The sequence below is a fragment of the Clavibacter phaseoli genome, from assembly GCF_021922925.1.
GTDB lineage: Bacteria > Actinomycetota > Actinomycetes > Actinomycetales > Microbacteriaceae > Clavibacter > Clavibacter phaseoli.
Genome location: NZ_CP040786.1, coordinates 2,178,137 through 2,192,224, shown reverse-complemented (window position 1 = coordinate 2,192,224; position 14,088 = coordinate 2,178,137). Strand labels below are relative to the sequence as shown.

The window sequence follows — 14,088 nt, the reverse complement described above, 5'->3', positions numbered from 1 at the left end:
AGTACACAAACTACGGGCGTGCCCACGGCCTGTGTCCGTTCCGGTGCCACGTCCAGCAATGCGAAAGACCGTGCGCACGCAGGGTGGCCGGACGCGTCCCGCTCGCGGGGTCACGGAGCGTCGTCGCTACGGCGATGCGGGGCCGTCGGCCAGCTCCGGGAGGAGCTCGATCACCGCGGGGTGCAGCTTGGGGCGCCTCGGCGCGGGGAGCAGCGCGACGACGGGCTCGTAGGTCATGAGGAAGGCCTGGAAGTTCACGACGCCGAACGACGCGAGGTCGTGGTCGTCGAGCGGCTCTCCCCGATGCAGCCGGACCAGGGCGTCGCGGGCGCCCAGCGATCCCACGAGGAGACCCAGGTTGAGGGCCCCGTCCTCGTCGCCCGCGACCCACGGGCGGAGCGGGTTGTCCCTCGGCCCCGGGTTGATGATGACCCGTCCCGTGCCTCCGCCGTGGGTCACGAGGACGAACCCGGACCCGCGTCCGCCTCCTGGGCGGCCGCCACGGCCCGGAGCCTCTTCAGCTCCGCCCACGGCCAGAAGGCGATCCAGGCGACGGACGCGATCGCGGCGCCCATGATCATCGAGGGGATGTCCATGGGATCGACGCTACCGACGCCCCGCACGCGGCCGCATCCGTCGCGCGGCGGACGGAGCCGCGGCGGACCCACGGCCGGCCGCGCCCGCCCCTACGCTGGCAGCACGCCCGGGTCCGCTCCGCGCGGTGCACCGGAAGGCCCTGCCGTGTCGCGACGCCCCACCCTCTCGCCCGCGGCCTCGTTCTGGGTCGCGGCCGGCGTCCTCGTCCTGTCGCTCGGGGCGAGCGGTGCTCCCGCGATGCTGTATCCCGCCTTCTCGGCCCTCTGGGGCACGGGGCCCGTGGTCACCACCGCGCTGTTCGCCGTCTACCCGGTGGCGCTGGTGGTGGTGATGGTCGCGGGCGGCGGGCTGTCCGACCGCTTCGGCCGGCGTCGGCTGATGCTCGCCGGCGTCGCGGTCGTGGCCGTCGGCACCGTCCTGTTCGCGGTGGCCGACGCGCCCGCGTGGGCGTTCGCCGGCCGGACCGTGCAGGGCGCGGGCGTGGGGCTCGCGATGAGCGCCGCGAGCGCCGCCCTCGTGGAGTACGACCGGTCCGGGAACCCCACGCGCGCGAGCGCCGTGAACGCGGCGGCGACCTCGCTCGGGGCGACCGCCGCGATCCTCGTGGGCGGCTGGCTGGTGCAGCACACGGCGGATCCGACCCACCTGGCGTTCTGGATCCTCCTCGCCGCCGTGCTCGCGCTCCTCGTCGCGCTGCTGTTCCTGCCGGAGACGGCGCGCACCGCGGACGCGCGGCCGGCCGCGGTCGGTCACCGCCAGCTGCTCGCCGTGCCGCGGGACGGACGGCGCCCGTTCGCGGTCGGCACGGCCGCGGTGACGGTCGCGTTCGTCACCGGCGCGGTCTTCCTCGCCCTCGGCGCGCAGATCATCCGCGACGTCGTGGGCACCGCCGACGCGTTCCACGCCGCGGCGACGCTCGCGACCTGGCCGCTCGTCGTGGTGCCGACCACGCTCCTCGCCCGCCGGATCCCGACGAGCGCGGCCGTGCGGATCGGCGGCGTGGTCGCGGCTGTCGGCCTCGCGCTGCTGCTCGTGGCCGGCGTCGCGGACTCGCTCGTCGTGTTCCTCGGATCCGCGCTCCTCTCGGGCGTCGGCTACGGCTTCCTCATGTACGGCGGCCTCGGCCTCGTCACCGCCGCGGCGGACGACGGCCGTCGCGCCAGCACCTTCTCGTCCATGTACCTGGTCGCGTACCTCGCGCAGGGCACGACGGCCGTCCTCGTCGGCGCCCTCGCGACGGCCACGAGCCTCGACGCCGCGGTCGTCGTGGCGGTGCCGGTGATCGTGGTCCTCTGCCTCGTTACGAGCGTGGTCGCGCGCGGATCCGCCTCGCGTCCCTAGGGGATGATGCGCGAGGCGCGGAGGTCGTCGAAGATCCGCAGGAACATCGCCTCGGTCTCGACGTACTCGTGGAACCCTGCTCGCCGTGACTTCGAGGTGTCGGCGATGACGTCGTGGTCCCAGCCGAAGACGAAGTCGCCGAACGCCCAGGAGGACACGTCCGAGTACGGCGTGGGGAGCAGCCCGTGCCGGCGGACCATGTCGTCCCAGAGGCCGGCCTTGTCGGCCATCACCTCCGTGAGGCGCATCGGCAGGGGCGGGGCGACCTCCATGTCGAAGGCGGCGGCGATCCGCGGCCACATGGACGACCAGCGGAACATGTCGCCGTTCGTGACGTTGAACGCCTGGTTCGCGGCGCTCGGGGTCGTCGCGGCGAACACGGCCGCCTTCGCGAGGAGGCCCGCGTCGGTCATCTCGATGAGGCTCGTGTACGCGCCGGGGGAGCCGGGGAACCGCAGCGGGATGCCGAGTTCGCGGCTGATCGACGCGTAGACGGCGATGACGATGGCGAGGTTCATGGGGTTGCCGAGGCCCACGCCCGCCACGACGGACGGCCGGAGCGCGGACCAGGTCCAGGAGGCGCCCGCCTGCCGGTCCTCGAGGAACCGCTGCTGGTCCACGTTGAACTCCGGCGGCATGTGCGGCGGGTCGTCCTCCCGGGCGGGCGTCGCGAAGGGACCGAGGTGCGCGCCGTAGACCTTGTACCCCTGCATCAGGTCGACGTGCGCGAGGCGCGGGGCCGCGGGCTCGATGGCGTCGATGACGTGGGTGAGCATCCGGAGGTTCGGCTCGACGAGCTCGGCCCACGTGGGCCGGTCCTGGTACGCGGCGTAGAACACGTGCGTCACGTCGCCGAGGTCGGCGAACGCCCGCCGCGTCCGATCGGCGTCGAGGAGGTCGACGGCGATGTGTCGCACGCGGCCGGCATCCGTGCCGCCTCGGCGGGAGACCCCCACCACGTCCCATCCGCCGACCTCCGCGAGGTGGTCGACGAGGTTCCCGCCGATCACGCCGCGCGCTCCGATGACCAATGCCGTCCTGTCGTCCATGGGCTTCCCATCGTCTCATCGTGATATGACGATGCATGTCTAGCGCATCATCGGCATATCGCGATACTGGGATACGATGACGGCGTGAGCGCATCGACGGACCTCGACCTGGCCGCGGCCTTCAAGGCCCTCGGCCACCCGACGCGGCTGGCGATCCTCGGCTGGCTGAAGGATCCGGAGTCGTTCCCACCCCAGGACAGGCCGGCGGGGGAGGTCGGCGTGTGCCTGAAGCACATCCAGGCCCGTGCGGAGGTCTCGCAGTCGACCGCGTCGCAGTTCATGGCGGTGCTGCAGCGGGCGGGGCTCGTGACGTGCACGCGCATCGGGCAGTTCTCCCACTACCAGCGCGACGAGGCGAGCATCGCGGAGCTCAGCCGGGCGCTGGCGATCGACGTCTGACCACCCTGCGTCCTACCTCTCGCGCCGCGCGATCGCGGGTCAGGGCACGTACGGCCTCGGGTACGGGAGGAAGAGCTGCCCGTCCGTCAGGATGAGCGCGCCGACCAGGCCGACGCCGGACACGGCGGCGACGGTCCAGATGGCCAGCGTGGTGTGCCGACGGGATCCGCCCGGCGTGCCGTGCGCGATGCCCCGCAGCAGGCCCCATCCGACGAGGTGCGCCAGGGCGATCAGGCCGAGGGCGATCGTGAGGAGCGCCGGTCCGGTGGGGGCGAAGCCGTGACGGGCGGCCTCGGAGTCCTCCTCGTTGGCGAGCGTGATCGACGTCCACGCGATCGTCATGATCGGCAGCCCGAGCGCGGCGGACGCCCAGTAGCCGGCCCACACCCAGGGCGACCGCCCGCGGGGGCGTCGGGCGGCTGGGACGTCGGTCATGGCCCGAGGCTACCGAGGGCCGACGCGTCGGGGCCCGCGGTCAGTCGCGGGGCAGGCCGTGGCACGGCCGATACGGTGCGGGGATGACCGCCGCCGCGAGCCGACCCCGCCTCCTCTACGTCAGCGACCTGGGCTACCCGGCGAAGGGGCGCCGGTACTGCGACGAGGACATCGACCTGTCGACGCGCCTCGGCGGGGACTTCGACGTCGCCATCTGCCACCCCTCGGCCGCCCGTCGGCTCATGGACCGCTTCGACGTCGTCGTGGTCCGCAACAGCGGGCCGGTGATCCACGACATGGCCGGGTACGAGGCGTTCCGAGCGGCGGCGCTCGCGAGCGGCGTCCCGGTCTTCACCGACCTCCGCGGCAAGGCCGACCAGGTGGGCAAGCAGTACCTGCTCGACCTCTTCGCCGCCGGCTACCCGGTGATCCCGACGGTCGACGACCTCGACCACCTCGATCGGCTGCCCGCCGTCGACGAGCTCGTGGTCAAGCCCCGCTTCGGCGCCGACTCCCTGGGCATCGAGCTCGTCACGCGCGACGACCTCGCGACGCTCGACCTCGGGGGCCGGCTCCTGCAGCCCCGCATCGACTTCGCGCACGAGATCTCGTTCTGCTTCGTCGACCGGACGCCGCAGTACGCGCTGTACGCCCCGGATCCGTCCGCGCGGTGGCAGCTCGAGCCCTACGCGGCCACCGCCGCCGACTGGGCCTTCGCGCAGCGCTTCGTCGACTGGAACGACGTCGAGCACGGCATCCAGCGCGTGGACGCGTGCCGCACGCGGGAGGGCGAGCTGCTGCTGGTCGAGCTGGAGGACCTCAACCCCTACCTGTCGCTCGACCTCGTCGACGAGGCCACCCGGGAGGCGTTCGTCGCCAGCATGACGCGGTCGCTGCACGCGTTCGTGCGCGGGACTGACGGCGCCTGACGCCGGCACGAGCGGTTCCGCGGACGCGGAAGGGCCCCGCGGATCCGATGATCCGCGGGGCCCTCCGACGTGGGGTCGCCGCTTACGCGAAGGTCTTCGCGTCGATCACGAAGCGGTAGCGCACGTCCGACTTGAGGACGCGCTCGTAGGCCTCGTTGATCTGCTCGGCCGAGATGAGCTCGGTCTCGGGCACGATGCCGTGCTCGGCGCAGAAGTCGAGCATCTCCTGCGTCTCGGCGATGCCGCCGATCATGGATCCGGCCCAGCTGCGGCGCGCGGGGATGAGCGCGAACGCGGGGATCTCGAGCGGCTCCGACGGTGCGCCGACGTTGACGAGCGTGCCGTCGATCGCGAGCAGGCCGATGTACTTGCTCATGTCGAGCTTCGCGGAGACCGTGTTGATGATCAGGTCGAACGAGCTGGCGAGCTCCTCGAAGGTGGCGTCGTCGCTGGTCGCGAAGTAGCGGTCGGCGCCGAGACGCAGGCCGTCCTCCTTCTTGGAGAGCGTCTGCGAGAGCACGGTGACCTCGGCGCCCATGGCGTGCGCGATCTTCACGGCCATGTGGCCGAGGCCGCCCATGCCGACGACGGCGACCTTCGTGCCGGGGCCCGCGTTCCAGTGGCGGAGCGGCGAGTAGGTGGTGATGCCGGCGCAGAGCAGCGGCGCGACCTTCTCGATGTCGAGGGACTCGGGGACGCGGAGCACGAAGTCCTCGTCGACGACGACGGCCTCGGAGTAGCCGCCCTGCGTGATGGTGCCGTCGGCCGGGTCGGTGCCGCCGTAGGTCTGGATGTTGCCCTTCAGGCAGTACTGCTCCTGGCCGGCCTTGCACTGCTCGCACTCCTTGCAGGAGTTGACCATGCAGCCGACGCCGACGAGGTCGCCGACCTTGTGCTTGGACACGTCGGAGCCGACCTCGGTGACGCGGCCGACGATCTCGTGGCCGACGACCTGCGGGTACTGGATGGGGCCCCACTCGCCGCGGACGGTGTGGATGTCGGAGTGGCAGACGCCCGAGTAGGCGATGTCGATGGAGACGTCCTTCGGGCCGACGTCGCGGCGCTCGATGGTGGTCTTGGTGATGGGGTCGGTGGCGGACGTGGCCGCGTAGGCGTTGACGGTGCGCATGGTTCTCCTAGAGACGTCCGGTGGGGGAGGGGAGGGATCGGGTCGATCCGGCCGCGCCCTCTTCGGATGCGGTACCCCTCGACGCTACGCCTGCCGGGGCGTTCCGCCGAAACCGCGCCGGAGTTCCCTCGGCCGCCGGATAGCGTGGCGGGATGACCGCACCCGACCTCACCGCTCCGGTCCCCACGCGATCCGGGGAGGTGCAGGGCCTCGTCGACGGCGACGTGATCCGATTCCTGGGGATCCCCTACGCGACGGCCGGCCGGGGCGCGTCGCCCGTGCCCGCGACGCCCGCCCGCGGAACCGACGGCGAGCCCGTCGTGCTGCGGGCCGTGCACCCGGCGCCCGCGTGCCCGCAGCCGTCGTCGCGGATCCTCGACACGCTCATGCAGGGCGCCCTCGACGGCGTCGCCCGATCGGAGGACTGCCAGCGGCTCTCGATCACGCTGCCGGCCGACGTCTCGCCCGGCGAGGTGCTGCCCGTGATCGTGTGGTTCCACGGCGGCGGGTACACGACGGGCGCGGGCGACCTCGCGATCCACGACCCGCGGGCGCTCGTGGTGGAGCAGCGCGTGATCGTCGTGGCCGTGACCGCGCGGCTCGGGCTGCTCGGGTTCGGCGGCGGGGCTCCCGGCGGCCCGCCCGCGAACCTCGGCCTGCTCGACCAGCTGGAGGCGCTGCGCTGGGTCCGCGACTCGATCGCGGCGTTCGGCGGCGACCCGGGATCCGTCACGGCGATGGGGCAGTCGGCTGGCGGCGACGCGATCCTGCACCTCATGATCAGCGACGGCGCCCGCGGCCTCGTCCGGCGCGCGATCGTGCAGAGCCCGCCGGTGGGGATCACGGGCGGGCGCGAGCGCATGTTCCGCGCGATGGCGCGCGTGACGCGGTCGCTCCCGGCGGACGCGTCGCTCGACGCCGTGCTGCGGCGGCAGGCGCGGGCGGAGCGCGCGTCGTGGGCGTCCGGGATCCGCGCGGGCCTGCCCTGGGGTCCGCGCTACGGCCACGCGCCGCTGCCCGCCGAGGCCGACCGCGACGCCGCCTGGCGGGCGGTCGCGCCGGAGGTCGACCTCCTCATCGGCACGACGCGCGACGAGACCGCGATGTACCTGCCCGCGCTGCCGGTGATCGCGCCGCTCCTCGGCGTGCCCGTGCTCGGCCGGGCGCTGCGGGCGATCCTGATGCGCGCGGTCGTGCGCCCGACCACCCGCCGCGTCTACGCGCGGCCCGTCCGGGCATTCGCCGCGCGGCACCGCGCCGCGGGCGGCCGAGCCGTGCGCTACGTCCTCCGGGCGGCGCCGGCTTCCAGCCCCATCGGCGCGGGACACACCGCCGACGTCCCGCTCATCCTCGGCGCGCGCGAGGCGTGGACCCGGATGCGCCTGGTCCCGCCGGAGTCATGGCCCGAGGTCGCCGCGCGCGGGCGGGCGGTGCGGCAGGTATGGGCCGACTTCGCGCGCACGGGCGAGGTCGCGCTGGATGCGGACGCACGGGCCTGCGGGATGCGGTTCGACCGGGGCTGACGTCCGGACGCGGCGACGGGGCGCCGGTCTCCCGGCGCCCCGTCGTGTTCCGCGCGTGCGGCTCGCTGGCGGCGGTCAGGCCCTCCGACGGCGGCCGATCAGCGTGAGCGCGACGCCGAGGCCGGCCAGCGTCAGGCCGCCGGCCACCCAGGGCAGCGCCTCGAAGCCGGTCATCGCCAGCCCGCCGCGACCGGATGCCGCGGGCGCGGGCGCCGGCGTCGTGCCCGACGAGGAGCCGGGCGTGGGCACGGGCCCCGGAGCGGGTGCCGCCGTCGGCGCGGGGGTCGGCTCGACCGGCCCGGGCGTGGGCGCGGGGGTCGGCTCGGTCGGCGACTCGTCGTACGACAGCCCCGCGCGGTAGGCGAACAGCGGCGAGGCCGAGTCGTTCGGCACGTCGTACAGCTGCGCGCCGACCGCGTCCATGGTGGACGGCAGCTCGAAGGGCAGGCGCCCCTCGGGCTCGGCGGCCCCCGTGATCACGTTCAGCAGCGCCTCGTCCGACACCCCGTACGACGCGAGCACCGCGTCGCTGTGCTCGACGACGTTCCCGAGGATCAGCGGACGCGTGAGCTGCGGCACCGCGATGGTGCGGGCTCCCGCGTCGTGGGCCCGCACGAGCGCCTGGTAGTCGGCCTCGGATCCCGTGAAGCCGAGATCCGTGAGGTCGTCGCCGCCGCGCGGGTCGGCGAGGCGCACGATCGCGACGTCGGCGTCCGCCGGGTCGTCGACGACCGTGAAGCCCGCGGACCGGGCGGCCGACGCCTGCACCCCGCTCAGCCAGGCGGTCATGCCCGGCTCGACGCGCACGGGCAGCGCGGGGGCTCCCGGGTCACCGGCGTCGCGGGCCCAGGCGTCGGTCGCCGGGGTCGTGTCGCTGAGCAGCGTCAGGCTGCGCTGCTGCGCGTCGAGCCCGGCGGCGCGCGATGCCGCGCTGCCCACGATGGCGTCGGCGGCGGCGGGATCCACGTACGGGTCCTCGAACAGCCCCAGCTCGAACTTCTGCTGCAGCACCCGCTGCCCGGCCTCGATCACACGCGCGTCGGTGAGGAGGCCCTGCTCCACTGCCTGGAGGATGTACTGCGGCTGGTCGCTGCCGCCGATGATGTCGACGCCCGCCGAGATGGCGCTGGCGTAGCGGGCCGGGAGCGTCAGGTCCTCGACGCCCCAGGGCATGCCCGCTCCCCACGGACCCACGAAGAACGCGGGCGGCCGGTTCTCGCGGCAGGCCTCGGGGCAGTCGTTCGCGATGCCCCAGTCGCTCGTGATCACGCCGTCGAAGCCGTAGCGCCCGCGCAGGAGGTCCTGCAGGAGGTACTCGTTGTGGTTCGCCCCGACCTGCTCGATGACCCCGTCGCCGAGGTCGAGGTCCTTGAGGATCGAGTACGTCGGCATGATGCCGGCCGCCTGGTTCCGGAACGCGCCCTCGTACGGCGTGATGTGCTCGGCGAAGTTCCCGCCGGGGAACGCGGCGTAGCGGCCGTAGTAGTAGTGGCTGTCGTATCCGTCGACCTGGGCGCCGTAGCCGACCCAGTGCTTGACCACGGTGGCGACGCCGTCGGAGGTGATCCCGTCGGTCCCGCCCTGCAGTCCCTCGACGTACGCGGCGACGTGCGGGGCGACGTCGGCCCCGACGCTGCCGAACGTGCCGTCCTGGCGGGTCCAGCGCGGCTCGGTGCTGATGTCCGCCTGCGGCGAGAGCGCCTCGGTGATGCCCACCGCGCGGTACTCGGCCGCGATGATGCGGCCCATCTCGAGCGTCGTCGCGGGGTCGTCGACCGCGCCCATGCCGATCGGGTCCGGGAACGGCGAGAAGTCGCCGTTCGACACGGTCTGGCCCTCGGTGACGGTGAAGCCGTGGCGCGGATCCGTGCTGATCTTCAACGGGACGCCCCAGCGCTCGGCCTCCGCGGCCTCCTGCAGCGCGTTGTGCTCGCGCGCCAGCGTGGGAGCGTCGGCGCCGAGCCGGGAGATGTACGTGGTGATGTGCCGCTCGGCGAGCAGCGGGTCGAAGGCGGCGCGGTCGTACGCGTCGCCGACGTTCGTGAGGCTCGCGTGCATCAGCAGGCCGGCCCGCTCCTCGGGCGACATGCGCGCGACGAGGTCGGCCGCGCGGTCGCCGGACGACAGGCGCCAGTCCTCGTAGGGCGTGAGCGCGCCGTCCTTGTCGAGGTCGCGGAAGCGCAGCCCGTCGACGGTGATGATCGGCGCGGATCCCGCCGACTCGAGCTCCGGCTGCGCGGCCGGCTCCGCGGCGGCCCCTGCCGCGGGTACCCCCGCCGTCCCCAGGGCCAGCGCGGCGATGAGCGCCCCGCCTGCCGTCTGGCCGATGATCCGGCGTCCGCGCGCCCGTGCTCGGGATGCACCCATGTCCACTCCTTCGTGAGACGTGCCTCCCCCATCGGAGGCACTCGCTGAAGCATGGAACGAGCTGGGAATTGTGTCAAGTGGACTTAAGAAAGTGTGTCCGGGCCTCGACGGCCTGGGCGCTCAGCTGCCCGAGGCCAGGCGCGATCGGACCAGCTCGGCCATGAGGGCGAACTCGCGCTCGGCGTCCACGGCGGATCCGGTGAGCGACTGGTACTGCAGGCCGTCCATCACCGCGAGCAGCAGCCGGGCGAGACCCCGCAGCTCGGCATCGGAGGGGCGTGCGTCGGGATCCAGCGCCACGGCCAGGTCGCCGAGCGTGCGCGCGAGGGCGTCGGACACCGTGTCGTAGCGCTCGGCCATCCGCTCCCGCACGGGGTGGTCGGGCGACACGGACTCGCCGAGCAGCATCGAGAAAAGCCGCGCCCATTCGGGCTCGGCCTCGTTGCGGGCGACCAGGGCACGCAGGCGGTCGAGCGCGTCCCCCGAGGCGTCGGACGCCTCCCGCCCGTCGTCCGCGGTGGCGCGTCCGCGCCGGGATGCGCCGGCGTCGGCCGCACCCACGCGGAGCAGCTCGGTCTGCCTCCCCGCCTCGTCGGCAAGGACGGCCTCGAGCAGCGCCTCCTTCGCGGCGAAGTGGTACAGCAGCCCGGCGTGCGTGACGCCCGCGCGCGCCGCGACCGCGGCCATGGTCGCGCCGCGGTAGCCGGCCTCCGCGAACACGGCCCGTGCCGCCGCGAGGATCTCGACACGGCGCCGCATGCCGCGCACGTTCAGCACGCCTTCCCGCACGGGCCACCTCCGTCGCGCCGCATCCGGGTGACGGCGGTGCCGATGCTACCGAGCGCGATCGGCGGACGGCCGTCGAGCGCGCCGGCGGGCCGGCCCGCGTCGCCGCCCGCCGGATCGGCGGATCCGCGGATCAGTCGAGCTGCACCCGCCGCGGCCCCGCCCCGCGGTCGCCCAGCGCGTCGTCCGGGTTGAGCAGCCCGCACGCCTTCATCGACAGGCAGCCGCAGCCGATGCAGCCCGTGAGCTCGCGCTCCAGCCGCTCGATGCCCTGGCGCCGCTCCTCGAGCAGGCGCTTCCAGCGACGGGACGCGCGCTGCCAGTCGGCGTGGCTCGGCGGCCGATCGAGGGGCACGTCCTCGAAGGTGGACTGCACGTCGGCGAGCGGGATCCCGAGGCGCTTGGCCACCGTGATCAGCGACACGCGTCGCAGCATGTGCCGGGCGTAGCGGCGCTGGTTGCCCGCGGTGCGCTCGGCGGCGATGAGGCCGAGGTCCTCGTAGAAGCGAAGGGCGGAGGCCGCCACGCCCGTGCGCCGGGTCATCTCGCCGACCGTGAGCAGCTCGCCGGGCGCGTGCCGCGGCCCTGCCTGCGCATCCGCCACGACGTCTCCCCTCGATTGACCTCAAGGGTACGTGAGGTTCTAACGTGGACACCATGCGCATGACCCGCCCCGCCGTCACGACGGCCCCCACCCGTGGAGACGCCCTGTGACCTACGTGATCGCCCTCCCGTGCGTCGACGTGAAGGACCGCGCCTGCATCGACGAGTGCCCCGTCGACTGCATCTACGAGGGCGAGCGCTCCCTCTACATCCACCCTGACGAGTGCGTCGACTGCGGCGCCTGCGAGCCCGTCTGCCCCGTGGAGGCCATCTACTACGAGGACGACCTGCCCGAGAAGTGGTCGGACTACTACACCGCGAACGTCGAGTTCTTCGCCGAGATGGGATCGCCCGGCGGCGCCGTCAAGGTCGGCGCCGTCGCGTACGACCACCCGGTCGTGGCCGCCGTCCCGCGCCAGGGCGCGCCCGCGTGAGCGCCGACCCCGACCTCTTCAAGGCCGCGTTCCGCGGTCACCCGGCCGGCGTCGCGCTCATCACCGCGCGCACCGCGGACGGGCCCTCCGGCCTCACCGCATCGAGCGTCGCGTCGCTCTCGGTGGATCCGCCCGCGCTCTCGTTCTCGGTGACGCGCGCCACGGGATCCGCCGGCGCGATCCTCGAGGCCGACAGCTACGTCGTGCACCTGCTCGCGGGGCAGCACGCCGCGCTCGCCCGCTCCTTCGCCGTGTCCGGGTCGCCGCGCTTCACCGAGGAGCAGGGCTTCCAGGAGCTGCCGACCGGCGAGCCGCTGCTCGCCGACGCGCGCGCCGCCCTCCGCTGCCGCACCATCCAGACCGTGCCGGTCGGCGGATCCGTGCTGGTCGTCGCCGAGGTGCTCGACGTGATCCTCGGCGAGCCGGCCCCGCCGCTCATCTACCGCGACCGCCGCTTCCACCTGCTCGAAGACGACCACCCGGAGCTCTAGGCCCGGGCGGTCGTCCGGGCCGTCACGCGATCATGAACTCCGACGGCCTCAGCGCGCGCTCCACGATGCGGACGTCGCCGATCGACGCCGGGAGCACGTGGTCGAGCTCGCCGCCGTAGAGGTTCGCGCCGAGGAGCCACGAGGTCGCGGGCGACGCCGCCGCGAGCCCGCGGTTCGCGGTCGTCGGGTTCCGCACCACCGGGCAGCCGTCGACGTACATCGTCGTGTGCTGGCTGTCGTTCACGACCGCCACGTGCCACCATGTCGTGGCCGGCAGCTCGTGCGACCAGTTGGTGAGGGATCCCTGCTGCGTGGTCGGGTAGACGCACCACTGGATCTCGCGGCTGCCGGAGACGCTGAGCGTCGCGGCGGGCTCGTCCGGGTCGCCCGCGTCGCCCGGCGTCTTGCCCGCGTCCTTCGCGGAGGCGGCGCGGGAGAGGATCGCGCTGAAGCCGTCGGCGCCGCCGTCGAAGTCCGCGGGGATGCGGACGAACGCCTCGACCGTGTAGCCCTGGCGGAAGGTCGCGGCGTCGAGCGGGGCGCCGGCGACGGTGCGCAGGTAGTCGCCGGACCTCTTGCCGCCCGTGAGCGTGAGGCTGCCGAAGCCGGGCTGGTCGTCGTGGTGCGCGGACCCGAAGCGCAGGGATCCGGGCGCCGCTCCCGCGCGGTTCGCGACGACGAGGTCGTTGCCGCGGCCGGACGCGTCGGGGATGCGCGCGGTCGTGCCGAGCGCGGATCCGTCCGTCTGCCCGTCGAAGCGCCAGTACGCGACCGTGCCGGGCACGAGCATCTGCGCGGCCGGTCGGGCGGCGCGCGTCGGGACGGGCGCGAACCCGGCGAAGCGCTGCTCGAAGTCGACGCTCACCGTGAACCGGTCGACGTCGCCCGAGAGGGCCGCCTCCTCGTCCGCGAGCTCGTTGCCCGTGCCGAGCCCGCCGCCCAGGATGAAGGGCGACAGGGTCTCGACGTCGATCGCGTCCCGCTCGAGGTCGACGTGGTACAGCCGGATCATCGCGGCGCCGCCGTAGTAGCGGTCCTGGTAGTTCACGAGGTGCATCGCGACGTCGTGGCCCGCCCGGTTCTTCATCGTGGTGCGGCCGGGCTTCCAGTAGTGGCCGTTGAGGGTGAGGAAGATCTGGTCGTGCTGGGAGGTGAAGGAGTCCCAGAGGCCCTGGCCGTAGTCGTCGAGCACGGCGGATCCGTCGGTCCGCGAGTCGACGATGTCGTGCGCCGTGAGGATCACCGGCAGCGTCGGGTGCGCCGCCAGCACGCCGCGCGCCCACTCGACGCCGCGGGCGCTCGTCCGCCAGTCGAGCGCGAGGATGAGCCAGTCGCGGCCGCCCGCCGTGAAGGTGTGGAACGAGTTGTAGCCGTCGGGACTGGATCCGCGGTAGCTCGGCGACTTCCGGAACCGCTTCGGGCCGAACGCGTCGAGGTAGGGCGTGCTGCCGCGCTGGTCGTCGGTGCTGCCGTCGACGTCGTGGTTGCCGGCGAGGACGCTCCACGCGGCGCCCGCCTTGTCGAGCAGCGTGAACTGCGCGCTCGCGGCCTGGATCTCGTTCGCGGCGCCGTTCTGCGTCACGTCGCCGAGGTGCGCGAGGAAGACGATGTTGTGGCGGTCGCGCTCGGCGAGCACGTAGCGGAGCGACGCCTCGAGCGGCTCCGGGTGGATCGACGCGCCGTCGAAGAGGTACTGCGTGTCCGGCAGCACGGCGATCGTGAAGCGCGGCGACGCGGTGTCGGGCTTCCAGCGCGCGCCGGATCCCTGCTGCGCGGCGGGCGCCTTCGCCGTCGCGCCGTCCGCGACGTCGCCGGCGGTCGCGGCGGTCGCGGGCAGCGCCCCGCCGAGGCCGGCCACGCCGAGCGCGCCGGCCGCGCCGCTCGTGAGGAGGAAGCCGCGTCGGGACAGCGCGGAGGAGGAGGGAGACGTCGTCGGGTCCTGGGTCACGGACGATCACGGTAGGGCCGGCGGGTGAATGCGATGCGGCGGCCGGATGGACGGCCG

At 73.8% G+C, this 14,088-nt stretch carries 15 protein-coding genes; 6 read left to right on the top strand and 9 right to left on the bottom strand.

All coding sequences use genetic code 11. The features are described 5' to 3' along the window. Positions 1-126: 126 nt before the first annotated feature. Together FGI33_RS10130 and FGI33_RS10125 are read right to left on the bottom strand one after the other, a co-directional pair. On the bottom strand, positions 127-459 hold the full coding sequence (locus tag FGI33_RS10130; protein ID WP_119434036.1) for a hypothetical protein: 333 nt from the start codon (positions 457-459) through the stop codon (positions 127-129). Then, positions 456-596, bottom strand: a complete 141-nt coding sequence (locus FGI33_RS10125; protein ID WP_182623268.1) for a hypothetical protein — start codon at positions 594-596, stop codon at positions 456-458. Before FGI33_RS10125 ends, FGI33_RS10130 begins: the two co-directional genes overlap by 4 nt. A 145-nt stretch (positions 597-741) precedes the next feature. Here FGI33_RS10125 and FGI33_RS10120 point away from each other — a divergent pair, with 145 nt between their 5' ends. Continuing rightward, entirely contained in the window at positions 742-1,938 is a 1,197-nt protein-coding gene (locus FGI33_RS10120; protein WP_237581822.1) for an MFS transporter, read from the top strand. Here the strand turns inward: FGI33_RS10120 and FGI33_RS10115 are convergent. Then, the gene (locus FGI33_RS10115) at positions 1,935-2,987 is read right to left on the bottom strand and encodes an SDR family oxidoreductase (protein WP_119434632.1); all 1,053 of its coding nucleotides are present in this window, start codon (positions 2,985-2,987) and stop codon (positions 1,935-1,937) included. The two genes, FGI33_RS10120 and FGI33_RS10115, sit on opposite strands and share 4 nt — an antisense overlap. An 84-nt stretch (positions 2,988-3,071) precedes the next feature. On the opposite strand from FGI33_RS10115, the gene FGI33_RS10110 reads away from it, so the two are divergent. After that, complete coding sequence (locus FGI33_RS10110) at positions 3,072-3,386, top strand: ArsR/SmtB family transcription factor (protein WP_119434633.1); 315 nt, start codon at positions 3,072-3,074, stop codon at positions 3,384-3,386. A gap of 39 nt (positions 3,387-3,425) precedes the next feature. Here FGI33_RS10110 and FGI33_RS10105 read toward each other — a convergent pair whose 3' ends face one another. Beyond that, positions 3,426-3,821, bottom strand: a complete 396-nt coding sequence (locus FGI33_RS10105) for a hypothetical protein (protein WP_147359376.1) — start codon at positions 3,819-3,821, stop codon at positions 3,426-3,428. An 83-nt stretch (positions 3,822-3,904) separates the two neighbouring features. Between FGI33_RS10105 and FGI33_RS10100 the strand changes: the two genes are divergently transcribed. Next, entirely contained in the window at positions 3,905-4,750 is an 846-nt protein-coding gene (locus FGI33_RS10100; protein ID WP_119434635.1) for an ATP-grasp domain-containing protein, read from the top strand. 82 nt (positions 4,751-4,832) lie between these two features. Here FGI33_RS10100 and FGI33_RS10095 read toward each other — a convergent pair whose 3' ends face one another. Then, positions 4,833-5,879 carry an NAD(P)-dependent alcohol dehydrogenase gene (locus FGI33_RS10095; protein WP_119434636.1) on the bottom strand — a complete coding sequence of 349 codons (1,047 nt, stop codon included), beginning with the start codon at positions 5,877-5,879 and terminating at the stop codon, positions 4,833-4,835. Positions 5,880-6,031: 152 nt separating this feature from the next. Here FGI33_RS10095 and FGI33_RS10090 point away from each other — a divergent pair, with 152 nt between their 5' ends. Beyond that, positions 6,032-7,402 carry a carboxylesterase family protein gene (locus FGI33_RS10090; RefSeq protein WP_237581821.1) on the top strand — a complete coding sequence of 457 codons (1,371 nt, stop codon included), beginning with the start codon at positions 6,032-6,034 and terminating at the stop codon, positions 7,400-7,402. 75 nt (positions 7,403-7,477) lie between these two features. Here the strand turns inward: FGI33_RS10090 and FGI33_RS10085 are convergent, their stop codons facing one another. The 3 genes from FGI33_RS10085 to soxR all read right to left on the bottom strand — a co-directional run bounded on the left by FGI33_RS10085 (position 7,478) and on the right by soxR (position 11,159). Beyond that, entirely contained in the window at positions 7,478-9,769 is a 2,292-nt protein-coding gene (locus tag FGI33_RS10085) for a glycoside hydrolase family 3 protein (protein WP_237581820.1), read from the bottom strand. A gap of 120 nt (positions 9,770-9,889) precedes the next feature. After that, a complete protein-coding gene (locus tag FGI33_RS10080) occupies positions 9,890-10,546 on the bottom strand; it encodes a TetR/AcrR family transcriptional regulator (protein ID WP_237581819.1) in 657 nt (218 codons plus the stop codon). A gap of 142 nt (positions 10,547-10,688) precedes the next feature. Continuing rightward, the gene (gene soxR / locus FGI33_RS10075; RefSeq protein ID WP_119435317.1) at positions 10,689-11,159 is read right to left on the bottom strand and encodes a redox-sensitive transcriptional activator SoxR; all 471 of its coding nucleotides are present in this window, start codon (positions 11,157-11,159) and stop codon (positions 10,689-10,691) included. A gap of 106 nt (positions 11,160-11,265) precedes the next feature. Between soxR and fdxA the strand changes: the two genes are divergently transcribed. Continuing rightward, positions 11,266-11,592, top strand: coding sequence for a ferredoxin (fdxA, locus tag FGI33_RS10070; RefSeq protein WP_119402503.1), 327 nt, complete (start codon positions 11,266-11,268; stop codon positions 11,590-11,592). Beyond that, a complete protein-coding gene (locus FGI33_RS10065; protein WP_119435316.1) occupies positions 11,589-12,083 on the top strand; it encodes a flavin reductase family protein in 495 nt (164 codons plus the stop codon). Before fdxA ends, FGI33_RS10065 begins: the two co-directional genes overlap by 4 nt. Positions 12,084-12,105: 22 nt before the next feature. On the opposite strand, the gene FGI33_RS10060 is transcribed toward FGI33_RS10065, so the two are convergent. Further along, positions 12,106-14,031 carry a LamG-like jellyroll fold domain-containing protein gene (locus FGI33_RS10060; protein WP_237581818.1) on the bottom strand — a complete coding sequence of 642 codons (1,926 nt, stop codon included), beginning with the start codon at positions 14,029-14,031 and terminating at the stop codon, positions 12,106-12,108. Between the last annotated feature and the right edge of the window lie 57 nt (positions 14,032-14,088).

Excerpts from the sequence above, each read along its gene's own strand:
- FGI33_RS10125 (WP_182623268.1), bottom strand. The coding sequence starts at position 596 with ATGGACATCCCCTCGATGATCATGGGCGCCGCGATCGCGTCCGTCGCC.
- FGI33_RS10115 (WP_119434632.1), bottom strand. The coding sequence starts at position 2,987 with ATGGACGACAGGACGGCATTGGTCATCGGAGCGCGCGGCGTGATCGGC.
- FGI33_RS10105 (WP_147359376.1), bottom strand. The coding sequence starts at position 3,821 with ATGACCGACGTCCCAGCCGCCCGACGCCCCCGCGGGCGGTCGCCCTGG.
- FGI33_RS10100 (WP_119434635.1), top strand. The coding sequence starts at position 3,905 with ATGACCGCCGCCGCGAGCCGACCCCGCCTCCTCTACGTCAGCGACCTG.
- FGI33_RS10095 (WP_119434636.1), bottom strand. The coding sequence starts at position 5,879 with ATGCGCACCGTCAACGCCTACGCGGCCACGTCCGCCACCGACCCCATC.
- FGI33_RS10090 (WP_237581821.1), top strand. The coding sequence starts at position 6,032 with ATGACCGCACCCGACCTCACCGCTCCGGTCCCCACGCGATCCGGGGAG.
- FGI33_RS10085 (WP_237581820.1), bottom strand. The coding sequence starts at position 9,769 with ATGGGTGCATCCCGAGCACGGGCGCGCGGACGCCGGATCATCGGCCAG.